Below are 17,478 nucleotides of genomic sequence, written 5' to 3'. Positions count from 1 at the left end.
GTTTAGCGTTTGATGTCGCGCGCCCAGGTGGATTGCCATGCTTTGATGTCCAGCTTCGACCAGTCGATCTGGTAACAGTTCTGCATCTGCCGATCGCTCAGCATTAGGAGCTCGGCCGAGAGCGGGTCGGCGGCAAGCTCTGTCCGGGCCTTGCCGTCAACAGGCACCGAACCCGTGGCCTTGCCGTGGGTGAACTGGACCTCCGGCGACATCAATTGGTTGACGAAAGCCTCGGCTCCAGCCAGATTCGTTGTCTTCGCTACGATATAGCAGGGGACCGGCCACAAGGCGCCGCGCTTTTCACCGAATGGAGTATACCCCACCGAAACAGGGACGTTGGACCGCCGCAGCCGAGCGGCCCAGCCCGCATGCCAGGCTGCCGCCCAAATGTCTCCGGAACCGAAGCGTGTGGCTAGGTCCGTCGAGGCCGAAAAGAAATAGGCCGGTGAAATTTCGTTTACCATCGACACGGCGCCGCTTAAATTTGACTCTCCGCCGCCGCTTTCATACGCCATGCCGACGATTGCATTCCAATGTTGTGCATTTCCGATGTCCGGAAAGGCAACTTTGCCCTTGAGCTTCGGATTGGCTAGGTCCTTATAGGTCGTGGGCGGCGCGATGCCCGCTTCCTTGAACTTTTCTGTATTGTATACTACGCCGTCCTGGGTAACGACGCTGACGACTTCATATTTTCCCCGCACCCAATCGGGTGCCGCCTTGGCATTGGGCATCTTATCATAATCGAGTTCGTTGATAAGTCCGCCCTCAGACATCGGGCCGGTGATGTATGGGAAGCCCTCCATCACGTCGAACGGGATGGCGCCCTGTCGGGTAGCGGCGATGAGCTTGGCAAGATTGTCCTCAGGATTTCCCAGAGTGTATTCAATTTTGAGGCCTTGATCCTTGAGGCCCTTGCAAACATTTGTGTCTATGGAATCCCGCCAGCTCCCGCCCCAGGTTGCAACGCGTAATTCGGAACCTAGGCCCTGTGCAAGGAGCTGTGCTAAGGGGAGCGATGAAGCCACCGCCGCAAGCGGCGCGGCCAACCCAAGACGTGTAAATTCGCGACGCGTGAACTTGAGCATGTGATATGTCTCCCGAGAAACACCAATATAGGGAAAGTTAGGTTGAGCGACGAAGAGCCTAGCAACCTTCAATGCGGTTGTAACACCTCAATTTTTCAGCATATGAGGTAAAATTCACCTGTCGTACTAGAATGCTTGCTAAAGCCCTCCCACGCATACGTATTTAGTGGTCAGATATTCATCGAGACCCTGGCGCGCGCCTTCTCGGCCGAAGCCCGATTCCTTAACGCCGCCGAATGGAGCGGCCTCGAAGGCGGTAACGCCGACATTCACGCCGACAATTCCCGTCTCCAGCCCCTCGGCGGCGCGCCAGACCCGTCCGTGATCGCTCGTGTAGAAATAGCCGGTAAGGCCGTAGGGCGTATCGTTGGCACGCTGCAATACTTCCGCCTCCTCCCGAAACCGAAGCAACGGCGCGACCGGTCCGAACGTTTCCTCGCGCGCCGCCAGCATGCCGTCATTCACCTCACCGAGAACGGTCGGCTCGAAAAATGTTCCACCCAGCTGGTGTCTCTTGCCGCCACAAAGCACCCGCGCGCCCCCTTCTATCGCCTCAGCGATCTGGAGTTCGACCTTGCGCAAAGCGGCCTCGCTAATTAATGGACCGATCTGCACGCCGGGCGACGTTCCGTGCCCGACCTTCAACGCACCAACCAAACAAACCAGCTTACTCGCAAAGGCGTTATAGATGCTCTCGTGCAGATATATCCGGTTGGCGGCGACGCAGGTTTGTCCGGCATTGCGAAACTTAGCGGCAATCAGCCCTTGAACCGCCATGTCGAGATCCGCATCTGCAAAGACTATGAATGGAGCGTGACCGCCCAGCTCCAGCGAAACACGCTTCACAGTATTGGCACATTGCGCCATTAACAATTTGCCAACGGCGGTCGAGCCGGTGAAGCTAAGCTTGCGGACGGCTGGGTTGCAAGTGAGCTCGCCACCGATCCTCGCCGCGTCGCCGGTTACGATATTGATGACGCCGGCTGGCACTCCTGCGCGCTCGGCTATTGCGGCTAGGGCGAGGGCAGAAAACGGCGTCTGAGGAGCCGGTTTCAAGATGATGGTGCAGCCAGCCGCCAGGGCTGGGGCGCATTTGCGAGCAACCATCGAGCTAGGGAAATTCCAAGGGGTGATGGCGCCCACCACCCCAATGGGCTCCCGGACGACTATGGTGCGGCGGGTTCCGTCCGGCGGCGGAATGACTTCCCCATAGGCGCGCCGTCCCTCTTCGGCGAACCAATCGACGAAACCCGCTGAGCCGGTGACCTCGGCCCGCGCCTCTGCGAGTGGCTTACCCTGCTCGGCGGTGAGAATGCTCGCCAAATCATCGATGTTGACGAGGATGAGTTCGGCCCAGCGCCGCATGACGGCCCCGCGCTGTCGGGGCGTTAGTGTCCGCCATCCACGCGACGCTTCCTGGGCGGCCCGGACGGCTTCGCGGATCTCGCCGGTGGCGAACATCGGCACGCAACCTACTGGCGTGGCGTCGGCGGGACTTAGAATGGCCATGGAATCCCCCGATGCCGCGTCGCACCATACACCACCGATGAAGCCCTTCTGACGCAACAAGTCCGGATCGTTTAAGCGCAACGAGTCGTCTCTAAACTTCATTTCGTAATTTGCCTTCACGTGATGGACTTGAGCAGTCCAGTTGCATCGGCAGTGCATCTATGGCCAGAACCGCAGTCGCAACAAAAGATCGGGGCGGCGTCGTTCGCGAGCCGTGCTTCCATCTCTCCCGCCACGACTGGAATCGCATCAATGTGCGCAGCCGGCCCAATCCACGATGACCGCACCTCTAAGGCGACGGAATTGCTGCTCGTTTAGCGAATCTCGGACCTACGCGCGTCGCGAACAATTCCAGCGAGCGCATAACCCTGGCGTGAGGGGCGCCAAAATTCATATTGAGTTGCAATTGTCCGATGCCGAGTCTGGCATAGTCCTCCAGCCGTTCGGCGCATTCCTCGACCGAGCCGATGATAAGGTTCTTGCCGATCTCAGCTTCCGTCAAATCGGATTCATAAGGCGTGATGGCGCCCCGCACGACCTCGCCCTCGCCACCGAATACATTCAAAAAACGCCTGTGGCGGTTTAGCGCATGGCGGATCATGTCATCGGTCTCCTGCTGGCTCTCGGTCACAAAAAGCATGATCAGCATCGAGAAGTCTTGGTGGAAATCATGCGATTGCACCTTGCCGCGGCCGACCTTGAAGGCATTTGCTTGGGCGACAACATGGTCGAACGAGCTCCGGAGCGGCGTAGTCATAACCGAGAAAGAACGCCCCGCAGCGTATTCAATAGCCCCTGGCGTCGTCGCCGCGAACCATATTCTTGGATGCGGGTCCTGGACGGGACGGGGGGTGATGGTCGTGGGCCCCAACTTGTAGAATTTACTGTCCCAGCTGACGTCCTCTCCGCCGAGTAGAGCGATGAGCAATTCGAGCGAATCATCGAACCGCTCGCGCGCCTCCTCAAAAGGCACCTGTAGCCGGGCGAATTCATAACGATAGGCGCCGCGGCCGACGCCGATCTGGATGCGGCCGCCAGTGAGACAGTCGGCCTGCGCGATCTGTCCCGCAAGTTGAGGAATATTGTGAAACGGCAATACGGTGGTCGCAGTGACAATTGGGATATACTTCGTTTGCGCCGCAACATGGACGGCGCTTAGTAAGGCGTCAGGATGTACCAAAGCATTTGTGAAATGATGTTCCGGAATAGTCAGAGAGTGATATCCGAGCTCTTCAGCGTACTGAGCTTCCCGCACCATTTCTCTGTACATGTGGCGCATGGGGACCGATATATCGGGCCAATAACAGGGAAGATAGTAACCGAAATCCATAATCGTCCTCTTGTTGCTACGCCTCACGCCGTGTAAAGCGTATCGCTGTGAGCGGTATCTATTGAGACAATTGAATGATGTTCGCGCGTAATGTGCCAGTCAATCGAATTATTGTAATATGACAGTGTGGCAACCCTACTTCTCTGGATCCGGTAGGCACTATCGAAGCATCATCGATGCTCTGGCACGGGATATCGCATCGGGGCAGTTGAAGCCGGGGCAGCGCCTTCCGCCCCATCGTGAGTTGGCACTTAAGCTGGGCATCTCGGTCGGAACCGTGACGAAGGCCTATTCTGAAGCGAAGAGGCTCGGCTTCATTCGAAGCAGCATCGGTAGCGGCACCTTCGTCCGCGAGCACCCGCTTCGCGAACGCCGTCGGCTGATGACCGACCGCGAAGACGTCCAGCGAGCAGACTTATCTTTCAACTGCCCTGTACTAACGTCGAATCATTCTGATGTCCTACGACAGAGTCTGGAAGCCCAGGCTCGATCGGAAAACCTCGGCGGACTCTTGTCCTATCACCGACCCTGGTTTGGCCAGGAATCACATCGAGCTGTGGCTGCCCAATGGCTTCGTCAAATAGGCTTCGCGGCCGATCCGGCCGATATAGCGATCGTGTCGGGCGCTCAGCATGCCGTATCGGTAGCACTGCTAACAACCATCCGCGCAGGAGAGGTTGTCCTTACCGAGAAGCTGATCGATCCCTCCACCCGGCTTCTTCTCGGCGCATTAGGCCTCAATATCCGCGGCCTTGGGATGGATGATGAAGGTATACAGCTGAATGAGTTCGTCGATGCCTGTCACAATGAGCCGGTCCGCGCGCTGGTCTGCGTGCCCGACCACCACAGCCCCACACTGTCGGTTTGGTCGACCGAACGTCGCCAGCAGATCGCCGCCGCAGCACGCGAATTTGGTGTCTCCATCATTGAGAATGCGGTTTACCGTCCCTTTCTTGATAAGGCGCCGCCGCCACTGTCGAGCTTCGCCCCGGAGATCAGCCACTTTTGCACGAGCGTCTCGAAGATTGTGGCTCCGGGGGTTCGGGTCGGGTTCCTCGTCGCTCCCCCCGGTAGGGTCGATGAACTGGTGCTGGGTCTCGGCGCCACCTTGTGGATGACTCCGCCCCTCGCTGTCGAGATCGTCTGCGGCTGGATTGAGGCCGGCAAAATGGATGAGTTGGTGCGCTGGCAACGCAACGAACTCGCGGCACGCAACGAGATTGCCGCAGACATCTTCCGGGGGTTCGACTATTCGGCGCTCCCGACCGGCCTCAACATCTGGCTACAAATGCCGGAAAAATGGCGGTCGGGCACCCTAGAGCGCGAGACGCGGGCCGCAGGGGTGCTGATCAGTCCTGCGGAGCTCTTCTCAACAGGTAGTACCGGGGGGGGACGAGACGCGGCACGCATCAGCCTGGGCGGCGGCGCTCGCTCTCGGGAAGAGCTGGCGTCAGGCCTGCGCGTCATCACGTCGATCCTGAACAGAAAATTAGGTAACACTCTAGACTTCTAACGCAGCCGGCATCGCACTCTTCAATTTGCGGCAATGTACCGCCGTGGAGGGACGCGGTTTGGCTTGCGATCAATGTCTCACGGACCGCCAGTCGGCGCAGATTTTCTTGCTCGAAAAGCTCCAGTGCGTCGTTGACTCCCTGACGCAGCGCTGGGTGGTCTAAGCCAACGTGCCAGTCGCTGGGCCTGGAAGTGATATTCGGCTACCTATCGGGCTACACCAGCCGGGGAGCGAACTCGACAGCCGACTGATCGCATTTGACCGGAGCAGGTGCCTTCCGCTAAAAAGCCTACCGTCGCGACAGCGCCAATCGCCAGCAGGTCATGGCTCTCCTCGCTAGCAACGAGTTCACCGTCGTTTCCTGCTCAATGTCCTGCCGCGCGGCTTCCATTGCATCCGTCACTATGGCATGCACGCAGGTGCTTGCCGCAAGGCCAGAGCCGCGACCTTTCTCGTGTCGAGCCGACAATACCGCGAAAATGGAATGCGTGGTAATGGTACTGTTCGGTCGTTTTGTCATAGGCAGGCCCATACCGAGCCTCCGAAATCGTTGATCCAGTTGTTGGATGGACCGCCATCGGCGGCGGGGTCGCACCAGGGATTCCAGTCCCGCCGCAAAGCATCGCGCGACGAGCGGCTCTCGACGAACCAGGGGTGATGGTGGGAGGTGAGGTTGGGACGTAGTCAAGAAGGAGATAAACCCGAGCGCTTGAGCTTGCGCCATTAAATCATCGAATCCGCAAGCATTGCCGAAGCGAGGATCGATGTCGCAATTTTCGGCGACATCATAACCAAAATCGACCATCGGTGACGGGTAGATCGGCGAGATCCAGATCGCATGGATCCCTAGGTCGGCCCGATATCCAAGCCGTGCAGCGATGCTTCTGAGATCGTCTATTCCGTCATGTCGGTGTCTTGGAAGGATCGCGGTTAGATAGGATGGATGACGCCTGTCTGCCGCCATCGGCCATCATCGGGCCAATGGTGCTCAGGATAGGGAAGTCATGCTCTGCACGCGGCCAGATAAATTGGCCATAGGCCAAGCAACTGCCCATCCCACCGCTCCATCTCCTGCAGTAGCGAGGCGCTCCTTATCGTCGCAAAATTGCAGAAGGTTGTCCGCCGTCAGCACCAATGGCACAGATTTGAGGTTGTGAACTGAGGAGGATTTGGGTCTCGTCGCAGTGACGAAGGAACGAAGATGAAGCCCCAAATCCTCAAGTGCCAAAAAGCCTGCCGAGCAGGTGGTGAAGGATATCCGACGTGCGACCCGTCGGCATTTCTCGGCGGAAGACAAGATCCGGATCGTGCTCGATGGCTTGCGCGGCGAGGACAGCATCGCCGAACTGTGCCGCAAGGAGGGCGTCGCCCATAGCCTGTATTACACCTGATCCAAAGAGTTCATGGAGGCGGGCAAGCGCCGGCTGGCCGGTGACACCGCCCGTGCCGCCACCTCCGACGAGGTGAAGGATCTGCGCCGTGAAGCCAGCGCCTTGAAGGAGTGCGTTGCCGATCTGACGCTGAAGAACCGTCTGCTTAAAAAAGCATGATAGCGGGTGGGGGCGACGACGCATGAGGTATCCGGATCCGAGAAGCTTGAGATCAGGATCGTCGAGCAGTCGCACCTGCCAACCAAGCGGACTCTGGATCAGTTGGGTATTGCGCGCCGGACTTTCTATCGCTGGTACGACCGCTACATCGAGGGCGGCCCGGTGGCACTGGAGGCCGGCCCTCGGCACCCAGCCGGGTGTGGAACCGTTTGCCCGGCGAGATCCACAACGGGATCATCGAACTGGCGGTACGCTTCACCGATGAGCTGCGGTAGTTCGTGTCGGAAGCCACGGTCTACCGGTTGCTCAAGGCCCATGATCTGATCACCAGCCCAGCCTATGTCGTAATCAAGGCGGCTGATCGCTTCCATACCCCGACCACGCGGCCAAACGAGTTGTGGCAGACCGACTTCACCTACTTCAAGATTATCGGGTGGGGCTGGATATATCTGTCGACTGTGCTCGACGACTTCTCGCGCTACATCATCGCCTGGAAGCTGTGCAGCACGATGCGCGCCGAGGATGTCACCGACACACTGGAATGGTATTGGCCGCTTCAGGCTACGACCAGTCCCATGTCCGCCACAAGCCCCGGCTGCTCAGCGACAACGGTCCGAGCTACATCGCCGGTCAACCGGCCTAATACATTGAGGCCCAGCGCATGAGCCATGTGGGCGGTGCTCCCTGTCATCCTCAGACCCAAGGCAAGATCGAGCGCTGGCACCAGACCCTCAAAAACCGCATCCTGCTGGAGAACTACTTCCTGCCTGGCGATCTCGAAGCCCAGATCGAGGCGTTCGTCGAGCACTACAACCACCAGCGTTACCACGAGAGCCCGCCGACGCCTACTTCGACTGGGCCCCAGCCATCATCCAGCAGCGTGAAAGGATCAAGGGACAGACCATCGAACGTCGGCGCTTGCAACACCGCAAGCTCGCCGCTTAACATCCACCCTCAAGACGACGCCCGCACCCCGCTAATTTACGCCGCGAGTTGCGCCAAATGTTCCGACGACGGACAGGCTGTTGCCGGGAGATACCAGTGAAACTCGATCACAGTGGAGTGGACGCATTCTTGGTGCTGGAAGCGGCATCGGAAAGCATCTTGGTCACAACCGCCGATCTGGAACCGCCCGGTCCAGCGATCGTCTATGTCAACCCCAACTTCGAGCGCATTACAGGGTGGACAGCCTCCGAGGTTGTCGGCAAGTCGCCGCGCGTCCTTCAAGGAGATAAGACTGATTTATCGGTTTTTCTAGGGATGCGGGAGACTTTGAGACGGGGAGATCGCTGGGAAGGTCAGGCGGTCAACTACCGAAAGGATGGCACCGAATTTGTGATGGAGTGGTCGATTACGCCGCTGCGAGATGCTGCGGGGACCATGACTCATTTCGTCGCGGTTCAGCGTGACGTGAGTGCGCGTATCGAGGCTGAGAAGCGGCTTGCAAAGGCGCAAGCGGCGGCTCGCGAGTCGGATAGGAGGAAGACCAATCTGGCCCGCTACTTCTCACCGGGGATGGTTGAGACGTTGGCACAAAGAGATCGCCCCCTCGGCCCAGTGCGTCGACAGAAAATTGCTGTTCTCTTCGTTGATATCGTCGGATTTGTCGGGCTGAGCGAGAGCCTGCCGCCTGAGCGCGTCGTCGCCCTTCTTCGTTCCTTTTATCGACGCCTGGCAACTGTGATCTTCGTCAAAGGAGGCTCCGTCGCGAGCTTCTCCGGTGATGGGCTGATGGCGCTCTTTGGAGTACCCAACCCGTCACGGTTGGAAGCCACCAATGCATTGCACGCGGCGATCGACATGATGGATGAGATGGAGCGTTGGAACGCGAAGCGACTCAACGCCGGTCGCAGCCGCATTGATTTTGGAATCAGCGTCAATTTCGGCATGGTTGTTCTCGGAGATATCGGAACGCGCGAATCGATGAGTTTTACGGCCATCGGCGACACAGTAAATACTGCAAGCCGAATGCAGGAGCTGTGCCGAAACCTGAACGTGCGGCTTGTGGCTAGCCAGTCTTTGCTGGAACAAGCGTTTGACGAGACCGGCAAACAGCCAATAGGTGTGACAAGACTTTCCGACGCCGGCCGCCACCATCTAAGGGGTGTAAGCTTGCCCGTTCAGGTGTGGACGTGCGCCTGATCCGAGGACCGAGTTTGGAATGCGACACGCGTGCAGCCGGCCGAAAGGGCCAAGAATGCGGCACGGGCGTTGCGCGTCGGGTAACTGAACCACTCAGCCTACGTCATGGCCTGCTGCAGGAGCGTTCGCAAAGCCGGGTTCGGAAAGCGCCTTTCCATCGACACGGCGTAGAAGGTCTCCTTGATCCCCAACGGCTCGTCGCCCTCGACGAGGATGCCCGCCGCCAGCTCGTCTTTGACGACGATAGGCGGCAGGACGGCAAGGCCGACATCTTCGCGGGCGAGAAGTCGCATCATCGCCATGTCCTCGACCTCCGCGACGATCTGCGTGCGCACCCCCAGGCGATCGGCAAGAGCGTCGAAGCCGGCGCGCACGCTGCTCTCCAGCGTCGGCACGATGACGGGATGATCGCGCAAGAGGTCGACCAGGCCCGCTCTGCCAGCGAACCGATCCGGCGTGCCGACGAGGCCGACCGGCTGTTCTGCAATCCGATGAGCGACGAAGGACGTGAGCACATCGCGCGCGGGGGCCTGGTTGATCAGGACGACGTCGAGGTTCAGCGCTTCCAGCGCTCGCAACAGTTCGGCGGCGCCGCCGGAGCGCAAGACGAGCTCGATGTCGGTCCGGCCGAGAACGGGCTGCAGAAACTCCATCTGGAAGTTGCGCGACAAGGTGGCAAGCGCCCCGACCCGCAGGGCCTGGCGCGTCGTACCGGTGTCGCGCAGTGTGCCGAGCAGTTCCTCCCCCGTGGCGAAGATCGCATCGGCATGGTCGAGCGCGATGCGGCCAGCTTCGGTCAGATGAAGCTGTCGCCCGCGCCGATCGAAAAGCGCGTGGCCGAGTTGCTCCTCCAGTTTGCGGATCTGCACCGATAGCGCCGACTGGGTCAGGTTTAAGCGCTCGGCCGTGCGCGTCAGGTTATCGTCATGGGCGACGGCACGGAAGTATCGCAGATGGTGATAGTTGAGCGCTGCCATGACGTTCGATAATAGCGAACGGAATTGAACCAACAATGCATTTTCTTTCGGTCTTCGCCTCGGCTAGCAGCAGGGATGTCGCCACCGCTTCCCAAGGAAACCACCTTTTCGCTCAATCTACTTCCGCTCGCTGCACCCCTTCTGCTGCTCCTGGCCGCGCTGTTTGCGTCTTTTCGTCAGGGTCGCCGGCCGCCGCATGTAGCGGCCGTCGCTGAGAGAGCCGCCATTTCGGCTCTCGCCATCGCGGTGGGGTCGCTGCTTCTTCTGCTGCTCCGAGGGCCGGGCGACAGCGCACTGATCGGCTGGGCTGGTATAGGTTTCTCCGCGCAGCTCGACGCGATCAGCGTGACGATGATGCTGCTGGTCTCCTTCGTCGGGTGGATCGTGCTGCGCTATTCGCGGACCGATCTCGACGGCGAGGCCCGCCAGGGCACCTTCATCGGCTGGCTGTGTGCGGCGCTCGCCGCAGTCCTCCTCCTCGTCCAGGCCGGCAATCTCGTTCAGCTGCTCGGCGCGTGGATCGCCACGAGCTTCGCGCTCTATCGCCTGCTGTTGTTCTATCCAGAGCGCATCCGAGCGCAGCGCGCGGCCCGCAAGAAGCGGCTCTTCGCGGCCCTAGGCGCTCTGTCGCTGGCCGGCTCGGTGCTGCTGATCGGCATGGCCTTCGGCACGACCGACATCGCAGCAATCAACGCCATGGCGCGGGCAGGCGATGCTTCCTGGAAGGCGCTGGCAGCGGCGGGATTGCTGGCGCTCGCGGCGCTGTTGAAGTCGGCGCAGTTTCCCACCCATGGTTGGCTGACCGAGGTGATGGAAGCGCCGACGCCGGTCTCGGCACTGCTCCATGCCGGGGTCATCAATGCGGGCGGCTTCCTCCTCATCCGCTTCGCCGACGTCATGCTGCTCGCGCCGGGCGTGCTGGCAGTGCTGGCGATGGTCGGCGGCTTCACCGCCCTGTTCGGCGCGCTCGTCATGCTGACCCAGCCGGCGGTCAAGACCTCGCTCGCCTGGTCGACGGTGGCGCAGATGGGATTTATGATCCTGCAATGCGGGCTGGCACTGTTCCCGCTGGCGCTGCTCCACATCGTCGCCCATTCGCACTACAAAGCGCATGCCTTCCTGGCCTCGGGCGGCGCCGTGGAGCAGGTCGATTCCATCCGCCGTCCGGGTCCGGTCGCCATACCCAACGGTGGCGCGGTGGCCCGCGCCTTTCTCATTGCGCTCGCGATCTATATTGCGATCGGCGCGGCCTTCGGGCTTGGCTTCGGGTTCGAGCACAAGTCGCCGCAGGCGCTCGCGCTCGGTGCGATCCTCATCTTCGGAGTCGCCTATCTGCTCGCCCAGGGGCTGGCGGATGCCGCGCCCCGCGCCCTGACGATGAGAACGGCGCTTTACGCGACCGCAGCCGCCCTCGGCTATTTCGCGCTCCAGACGGCGGCCGAATGGCTGACGGCGGGCGTGCTGCCCGCGCCGCCCGCGCCGGGCCGGCTCGAATGGACCTTGATGGCCATCGCCATCCTGACCTTCGGCCTGGTCGCGGTCGCGCAGGCGCTGTTCCCGCTCTGGGCGGGCCATCCGGCGGCTGCGGGCCTGCGGGTCCATCTTTCCAACGGGCTTTATGTCAACGCCATGCTCGATCGCATGCTGGGGGGCTGGTCCGTACGCAAGCCTTCGTGACGCTCAAGGATCAGGGAAAACCCACATGCTGATGACTGCACCCAACCCCCAACTTGCCGGCCCCGAAGCGATAATGGCTGCGGCACATGCCGCGTCGCGCGCAATCCCGCCGCTCTGGCCGCTGGCCTCGAGCGTCGCGGTCAATCCGTTTCTCGGCCAGACGAACGAACCGCTGGCCGTCGCCGCAGCGCGTCTGCGGCGGTCGGCCGGAATCCGGCTGACCATGCCGCGCCGCTGGTATCTGGAGTGCCACCAATGTGGCGAACTCACCGACGGCGACCTTGCCGAAGCGCTCGAGGCAGCGCCGGCATCGCAACGCCCGGAGACGGTTGCCGCGCTGAAACAAGCAATGCATGTCGAGCAGGCCGAGGAGCGGGCGTTGCCGACCGTCGCCGAGTTGGCGGGCAAGGCCAGCGGCATCGACTGGAAGGCGGTGGTCGATGAGCGCATCAGCTACTGGGCGGCAGGCTATTTCGATCAGGGGCAGGCGCTCTGGGCCGCTCCCAACGGCCGCAGCGCCTATTCCTCCTGGCGCACCGTCGTCATGCATGACCTGACCCCGGAGATCGTCGGCCTTGCCGGCTTCGCCGGCACCGTAGCCGACACGCCCGATAGCGCCGAGGCCGCCCTGATCGACGCCGTCGAGGCGCTCGGCCTGTCCGAGGCGGCTCTTGAAAACTGCTTCCACCGGCTGCTGACTGGCCTCAGCGGCTGGGGGCAGCTCGCGCGCTACCGCCTCTGGCAGGCCGAGCTGGCAGGCGGAACGGACGCCACGCTGACGGACCTCCTCGTCATTCGTCTCGTCTGGGAATCCGCGCTGCTGCGCCAGTACGAGCAGGAGATCGGGTCAAAGTGGCGCGAGGCCGTGATCGCCCATGCCGAAGCGGTAGCTGCAAGCGCGGAGGATCATGTCGATGCGATCCTCCAGGAGGCCATTGAGCGCGCGGCCCAGCGGCGGCTGCGGGTCTTTTTCGCCGAAGCGGGGCCTGCCACTCCGGCTTCGTCGCGTCCTGTAATGCAGATGGCCTTTTGTATCGACGTGCGCTCGGAGGTCTTTCGCCGTGCGCTGGAAGCGCTGGATGACGGAATCAGCACCCTGGGTTTCGCCGGTTTCTTCGGCATGGGCATCGCGCACCGCCGCTTCGGCTCGGACGTGGTGGAAGCCCGCTTGCCCGTGATGCTCCGACCCGGTCTCTTCACCTACTCGGGAGAGCCGAAGCCTCAGACTTGGCGCGCGGATCGGGCGGCACGGATCGCGGCGCGTGCCAAGCGTTCCTGGGGCCGCTTCAAGCTCGCCGCCATCTCCTCCTTCGCCTTCGTCGAGGCAACGGGGCCGGTCTATATCGGCAAGCTTCTGCGCGACGGGCTGGGGCTCACCGGCAATACCGCACCGAACGATCCGTCGCCGCGGCCAGTCGACACGATCGATCTTGACCAGCGGATCGCAACGGCGGACACCGTACTCAGGGCCATGTCGCTCACCGATTTCTTCGCAAGGCTTGTGCTGATCGCCGGTCACGGCGCCAATGTCGTCAATAACCCGCATGCCAGCGCGCTGCATTGCGGGGCCTGCGGCGGCTATTCGGGTGAGGTCAATGCCCGGCTGCTCGTCTCAATGCTCAACGAACCCGACGTGCGCAATGGCCTTGTCGCGCGCGGCATTGTGGTTCCCGAAGATACGTTGTTTCTGGCGGCCCTCCACGACACGACGACCGACGACGTCACCATCTACGACGCCGATCATCCATCGGCGAACCATGCCGCGGACCTAGCAGCGGCCAAGGGTTGGCTCCAGACCGCGGGCGGGCTCGCCCGGGCCGAACGGGCGAGGCGCTTGCCCCGCGCCGAGACGGAAGCCGATATCGCCCGCCGCGCCCGCGACTGGGCCGAGGTACGGCCCGAATGGGCGCTCGCCGGCTGCAAGGCCTTCGTCGCCGCACCGCGTTGCCGCACCACAGGCCGCGATCTGGCCGGCCGCGCCTTTCTGCACGACTATGACTGGCGGCGGGACGAGGGCTTCGGCGTGCTGGAACTGATCCTGACCGCGCCGGTCGTGGTCGCGAGCTGGATCAGCCTGCAGTATTACGGCTCGACGGTTGCGCCCGAACTCTTCGGCGCAGGCAACAAGCTCCTGCACAACGTCACCGGCGGCATCGGCGTGGTCGAAGGCAATGGTGGCCTCCTGCGCGCAGGGCTGCCTTGGCAATCCGTACATGAAGGCGAGCAGCTGGTGCACGAGCCTCTGCGGATGTCCGTTGTGATCGAAGCACCGCGCGAGGCGATCACCGAGATTCTTGTGCGCCATCCACAGGTCAGCGCACTGTTCGACAATCGCTGGCTGCATCTCTTCGCGCTTGATGAGCGGGGCCGCATGGCCTGGCGTTATGTTGGCGGTCTAAAGTGGACTGAAGCGTCAAGGTATAGGACACAACGGGCCTGCCGACGAGCTTGGCAGCTACATCAGAGGCGGAGTAAGCGCCGCGCGACAGCGCTGCAAGATTGTAGTCGCACATTCCTGGCTGTCTGCCTCCAGCGATTTCACTTCAAGCAAGTCAATACCTCCTCCCCCAGCTCCACTGTGCCACTCAGCGCTAATGAAGCCCAGAGGGTGCCAATCGTCTCCAAACAGTCACGGCGACAAACCTAGGTGGGGCAGCTATTCGCCTCTCGACGCCTAGAAGCCGACTGTCCGCAAACGGCCCCAAGGCTCCCAGTCTGCAGAGCGCCTTCATTTTAGTTGTCCAGGCGGGCTTGGCGATTTCATGAAAGCTGCAGGTCCGGTCAGATCAATGATGGTCTGTAATGGGTGGAAGCGGACTGGCAGGGTTTAGCTTGCGCCCTGAAAGGCTGCGCTTTAGCTGGTCAAAGAGCTTGGTCCAATCAGCGACAGCGCCGGCAATTGATGCACAGCAATCACATAGACGGGACTTTAACGAGTCCCAAAGCGTTTTCCGAACTGTGGCAGAGCGACCGCCAGCGAGCGGCTATCAGCTGGTTCTGACTAACGCCCAAGATAGGAGCACTCTCAGTCGTTCAGAATGGATGCCATCGATGCGCCAATCTGTCCGCCGGCATAAGCATCCCCGTAGTCACGCATTGCTTGTTTCTTCAGCGTCGCTAAGGCGGGGAGAGCAGATATTCGTCGCGACAGCGCATAGGTGTGCGGCGCTGTTTCCGCGAGAAGCGCCTCAATCCTGTTGAAGCGGTCGGCGATGGTGGTCCACAGCGTTGCCGTGATGACATCTGCTATGCCCGGGCCAGCTTCCCCCAGCAGATATCCTTCTCCTTTCGTGAGTCCGTTTCGCTCGCCGAGCTCCTCCCACATCATCATCCATTTGCAAAGGCGCGGTATAAATTGCTGCCACCGCTCTTCCGTCCACATGTCGCGACCACCGTTGAGGCTCAACTCGTCGATCACGTCATTGGCATCATTGACCACCTTCATGGTCAAAGCGCGCAAATGGGCGTTGTCCGGCATGAGATCCAACGTCTCGCCAAGATAGAAAATAATGGCCGGCATTTGGGATATTGCAAAGCCGGTTTCGGTATCGATCAGAACAGGGGGACCCATAAAAGGGACCGGCATTTTGCCGATAGGTCCCTCCATCAGCTCCGATATCAGGCCGTCGTCCCTTTCCGTCCAGTCTTTCCCGGCGAAAGCGAGCACGGCGCGAATAAACTGGCCGCGAAACGGTACGGACCAGTAAAGAAGGTCGTATTGAGCCACAAGGAAACTCCTTTACACTCAACAAAGAACAATCTGCGCAAGAGGCCGTTCCAATACATGAAGGACCGAATGATGAGCCTTGAACGCAACAAGACGAACGCAATCGCCTTCTAAGCACAGAGGTTCAACGACTCTGTCCAAAAGCTGATCGGGAGCTACGTTGGTGCCGTCTATCCGGCACAATCCGCAATGTCGCAACCGGCAAGACCGCCTTTATCGCTTATCGTGAACGCATGGCGCGAGGATGGCCTGGCAAGTGGGTCGGGATAAAAAAGGGCAGTGGCTGAGTACAACCTGGTTGTTCAGCTTTGGTCGAACGGCTCCGACTGCGCCGGGATAGATATTTTTCGAGACCATGAAGGCGGTAAAATCATCAAACTGTGGAATGTTCTTCCGGTCATCGCGGCAGCTCGGCTAAGTCGAATGGCATGTTCCGAAGCCATCAATAGGTGACTATACTCGGCAGTGTGGTCGTCACACCCGTTAACTAACTTCAAGGTGAGCCATGCCAGTTTGCAAGTTTGCTTTCGCCGACGCGATACTGCAACGTTCACCAGGGCAGGATGGTGAAGTCTATGCGGGCAATGTCGTAGACCAGCGCCACGGCGCACCGGTGACCATCGGCTTCGGCCGCTACGGACCCGAGCAAAGTCTGACAGAGACAATGGCCGTAGACGATATCATGGTAATTATCGAGGGGCGGTTGTCCGTCTCCACTGAGGCTGGAACGGTCACGGCTGGCCCTGGCGAAATTATCCACATGCCCAAGGGTGAGAGGGTGATCATCCACTCCCACGAACAAGGCGCAGTTACCGCCTACGTCACTTACCCGCATTGGCAGGAAGCACTGTAGTGAGATGAAAGGCTCGATCGCCAAGGGCGCCTCCATTCACGCGTGAGAGGTCGGACCTTTTCAGTTTTCCTAGAAGCTGCCATCCGGTTTCGGTCGCCCGGTTGTCGATGAATGGTGGGAAGCTGACCGGCGGCCTCCGTGACCTAGCAGTAGCAAGCGGACGTTGGCGGCATCTTGATGTCTGTGCAGTAATAGACAATCAGGCGAAACGCTTTGCTCCGGCGACACACGCGACAATGACCACTGTAGATGCGATCATCGTCCACGCGATCGGCTCGCCCAGAAAGATCGCCGCCAACAGGAACCCGAAAAAGGGTTGCAGGAGCTGCAACTGGCCAACCCCCGCGATACCGCCTAGCGCAAGGCCGCGATACCAGAAGATGAAACCCACCATCATACTGAAGATCGACACATAGGCGAGGCCGGCCCAGGCAGGCACGCCGATCCTCCCCCACGTTTCGGGCAAGGTAAACAAGGCGATCACGGCCATGATGGGAAGCGATAGCAGCAAGGCCCAAGAGATGACCTGCCAGCCGCCGAGGCGGCGTGAGAGCGTCGCTCCTTCCGCGTAGCCGAGCCCGCACACTAGAATCGCGGCGAACATCAGCAGCTCGCCAATCAGCGTTCCCCCCTCGCTTCCGTAGAGCGCGAAGCCAGCGACAGCGGCCGCACCGACGACCGAGAACAGCCAGAAGGCAGGCTTGGGACGCTCGCCTCCGCGTACCACGCCGAAGATGGCCGTTGCGAGCGGCAGCAGGCCGATGAAGACGATGGAATGCGCTGCGGTCATGTGCTGGAGCGCAAACGCCGTCAGCAACGGAAACCCGATGACGCCGCCGATCGCTACCAGTGTCAGCGGAAGGATGTCGTTTCGCTCGGGCCGCATCTGGTGCCGCGCCAAAAGGAAGGTTGCCCCCAGCAGTGCGGCGATCACCGCGCGGGCGGATGTAAGGAACATCGGCGAAAAGTCCGCCACGGCCACGCGGGTGGCCGGTAGCGACCCGCTGAATATGATGACGCCCAGGAGACCGCTGCCCCAACCCGCTGCTGCTCTTTCCATATGTCCTCACTTTCCTGCATCGTCGGAATAGCGGTCCGGGCCTAGCTTGGACAGA

The 17,478-nt window shown here is 60.8% G+C and carries 16 protein-coding genes and 3 pseudogenes; 11 read left to right on the top strand and 8 right to left on the bottom strand.

Annotated features, from left to right (window positions below):
* Positions 1 to 2: 2 nt before the first annotated feature.
* The 3 genes from FKM97_RS11445 to FKM97_RS11435 all read right to left on the bottom strand — a co-directional run bounded on the left by FKM97_RS11445 (position 3) and on the right by FKM97_RS11435 (position 3,924).
* Positions 3 to 1,085, bottom strand: coding sequence for an ABC transporter substrate-binding protein (locus FKM97_RS11445; RefSeq protein ID WP_144292536.1), 1,083 nt, complete (start codon positions 1,083 to 1,085; stop codon positions 3 to 5).
* A gap of 138 nt (positions 1,086 to 1,223) precedes the next feature.
* The gene (locus FKM97_RS11440) at positions 1,224 to 2,696 is read right to left on the bottom strand and encodes an NAD-dependent succinate-semialdehyde dehydrogenase (protein ID WP_246105039.1); all 1,473 of its coding nucleotides are present in this window, start codon (positions 2,694 to 2,696) and stop codon (positions 1,224 to 1,226) included.
* A gap of 187 nt (positions 2,697 to 2,883) precedes the next feature.
* The gene (locus tag FKM97_RS11435; RefSeq protein WP_144292535.1) at positions 2,884 to 3,924 is read right to left on the bottom strand and encodes an LLM class flavin-dependent oxidoreductase; all 1,041 of its coding nucleotides are present in this window, start codon (positions 3,922 to 3,924) and stop codon (positions 2,884 to 2,886) included.
* Positions 3,925 to 4,042: 118 nt separating this feature from the next.
* Here FKM97_RS11435 and FKM97_RS11430 point away from each other — a divergent pair, with 118 nt between their 5' ends.
* A complete protein-coding gene (locus tag FKM97_RS11430; protein WP_144292534.1) occupies positions 4,043 to 5,437 on the top strand; it encodes an aminotransferase-like domain-containing protein in 1,395 nt (464 codons plus the stop codon).
* A gap of 145 nt (positions 5,438 to 5,582) precedes the next feature.
* Positions 5,583 to 5,882, top strand: a pseudogene (locus FKM97_RS27220) (transposase); the annotation flags it as partial.
* A 71-nt stretch (positions 5,883 to 5,953) separates the two neighbouring features.
* On the opposite strand, the gene FKM97_RS27040 reads toward FKM97_RS27220, so the two are convergent.
* Both FKM97_RS27040 and FKM97_RS27035 read right to left on the bottom strand, forming a co-directional pair.
* Entirely contained in the window at positions 5,954 to 6,055 is a 102-nt protein-coding gene (locus tag FKM97_RS27040) for a hypothetical protein (protein ID WP_342783552.1), read from the bottom strand.
* Positions 6,056 to 6,194: 139 nt separating this feature from the next.
* Positions 6,195 to 6,401: pseudogene (locus tag FKM97_RS27035) on the bottom strand (alpha-amylase family glycosyl hydrolase); the annotation flags it as partial.
* 283 nt (positions 6,402 to 6,684) lie between these two features.
* Between FKM97_RS27035 and FKM97_RS27215 the strand changes: the two are divergent.
* Genes FKM97_RS27215 through FKM97_RS11415 form a run of 6 tightly spaced genes read left to right on the top strand, consistent with a single transcriptional unit; the run spans position 6,685 to position 9,129 of the window.
* Entirely contained in the window at positions 6,685 to 6,828 is a 144-nt protein-coding gene (locus FKM97_RS27215; protein ID WP_428977907.1) for a transposase, read from the top strand.
* A gap of 12 nt (positions 6,829 to 6,840) precedes the next feature.
* Positions 6,841 to 6,987, top strand: a complete 147-nt coding sequence (locus tag FKM97_RS27210) for a hypothetical protein (RefSeq protein WP_428977906.1) — start codon at positions 6,841 to 6,843, stop codon at positions 6,985 to 6,987.
* A gap of 6 nt (positions 6,988 to 6,993) precedes the next feature.
* Positions 6,994 to 7,311: a helix-turn-helix domain-containing protein gene (locus FKM97_RS27205; protein WP_428977905.1), complete on the top strand. Its 318-nt coding sequence runs from the start codon at positions 6,994 to 6,996 to the stop codon at positions 7,309 to 7,311.
* Positions 7,266 to 7,652, top strand: coding sequence for a DDE-type integrase/transposase/recombinase (locus FKM97_RS27200; RefSeq protein WP_428977904.1), 387 nt, complete (start codon positions 7,266 to 7,268; stop codon positions 7,650 to 7,652). Before FKM97_RS27205 ends, FKM97_RS27200 begins: the two co-directional genes overlap by 46 nt.
* Positions 7,649 to 8,032, top strand: coding sequence for an integrase core domain-containing protein (locus FKM97_RS27195; RefSeq protein ID WP_428977903.1), 384 nt, complete (start codon positions 7,649 to 7,651; stop codon positions 8,030 to 8,032). Before FKM97_RS27200 ends, FKM97_RS27195 begins: the two co-directional genes overlap by 4 nt.
* Positions 8,029 to 9,129 carry an adenylate/guanylate cyclase domain-containing protein gene (locus FKM97_RS11415; protein WP_170240871.1) on the top strand — a complete coding sequence of 367 codons (1,101 nt, stop codon included), beginning with the start codon at positions 8,029 to 8,031 and terminating at the stop codon, positions 9,127 to 9,129. Before FKM97_RS27195 ends, FKM97_RS11415 begins: the two co-directional genes overlap by 4 nt.
* A 98-nt stretch (positions 9,130 to 9,227) precedes the next feature.
* Here FKM97_RS11415 and FKM97_RS11410 read toward each other — a convergent pair whose 3' ends face one another.
* A complete protein-coding gene (locus tag FKM97_RS11410; RefSeq protein WP_144292532.1) occupies positions 9,228 to 10,106 on the bottom strand; it encodes a LysR family transcriptional regulator in 879 nt (292 codons plus the stop codon).
* 75 nt (positions 10,107 to 10,181) lie between these two features.
* Here FKM97_RS11410 and FKM97_RS11405 point away from each other — a divergent pair, with 75 nt between their 5' ends.
* Positions 10,182 to 11,783, top strand: coding sequence for a proton-conducting transporter transmembrane domain-containing protein (locus FKM97_RS11405; protein ID WP_144292531.1), 1,602 nt, complete (start codon positions 10,182 to 10,184; stop codon positions 11,781 to 11,783).
* A 25-nt stretch (positions 11,784 to 11,808) separates the two neighbouring features.
* Positions 11,809 to 14,199: pseudogene (locus FKM97_RS11400) on the top strand (YbcC family protein); the annotation flags it as partial.
* Between the two features lie 609 nt (positions 14,200 to 14,808).
* On the opposite strand, the gene FKM97_RS11395 reads toward FKM97_RS11400, so the two are convergent.
* Complete coding sequence (locus FKM97_RS11395) at positions 14,809 to 15,510, bottom strand: glutathione transferase, Atu5508 family (protein ID WP_144292529.1); 702 nt, start codon at positions 15,508 to 15,510, stop codon at positions 14,809 to 14,811.
* 505 nt (positions 15,511 to 16,015) lie between these two features.
* On the opposite strand from FKM97_RS11395, the gene FKM97_RS11385 reads away from it, so the two are divergent.
* Positions 16,016 to 16,363: an ethanolamine utilization protein gene (locus FKM97_RS11385; protein ID WP_144292528.1), complete on the top strand. Its 348-nt coding sequence runs from the start codon at positions 16,016 to 16,018 to the stop codon at positions 16,361 to 16,363.
* Between the two features lie 199 nt (positions 16,364 to 16,562).
* On the opposite strand, the gene FKM97_RS11380 is transcribed toward FKM97_RS11385, so the two are convergent.
* Positions 16,563 to 17,423 carry a DMT family transporter gene (locus tag FKM97_RS11380; RefSeq protein ID WP_144292527.1) on the bottom strand — a complete coding sequence of 287 codons (861 nt, stop codon included), beginning with the start codon at positions 17,421 to 17,423 and terminating at the stop codon, positions 16,563 to 16,565.
* Between the last annotated feature and the right edge of the window lie 55 nt (positions 17,424 to 17,478).

Origin of the sequence: Rhodoligotrophos appendicifer, from assembly GCF_007474605.1 — a bacterium.
In the GTDB taxonomy this organism is placed as follows: Bacteria; Pseudomonadota; Alphaproteobacteria; order Rhizobiales; family Im1; genus Rhodoligotrophos; species Rhodoligotrophos appendicifer.
Note: the sequence above shows the minus strand (reverse complement) of the source record. Positions and strands in the feature narration are given on the sequence as shown.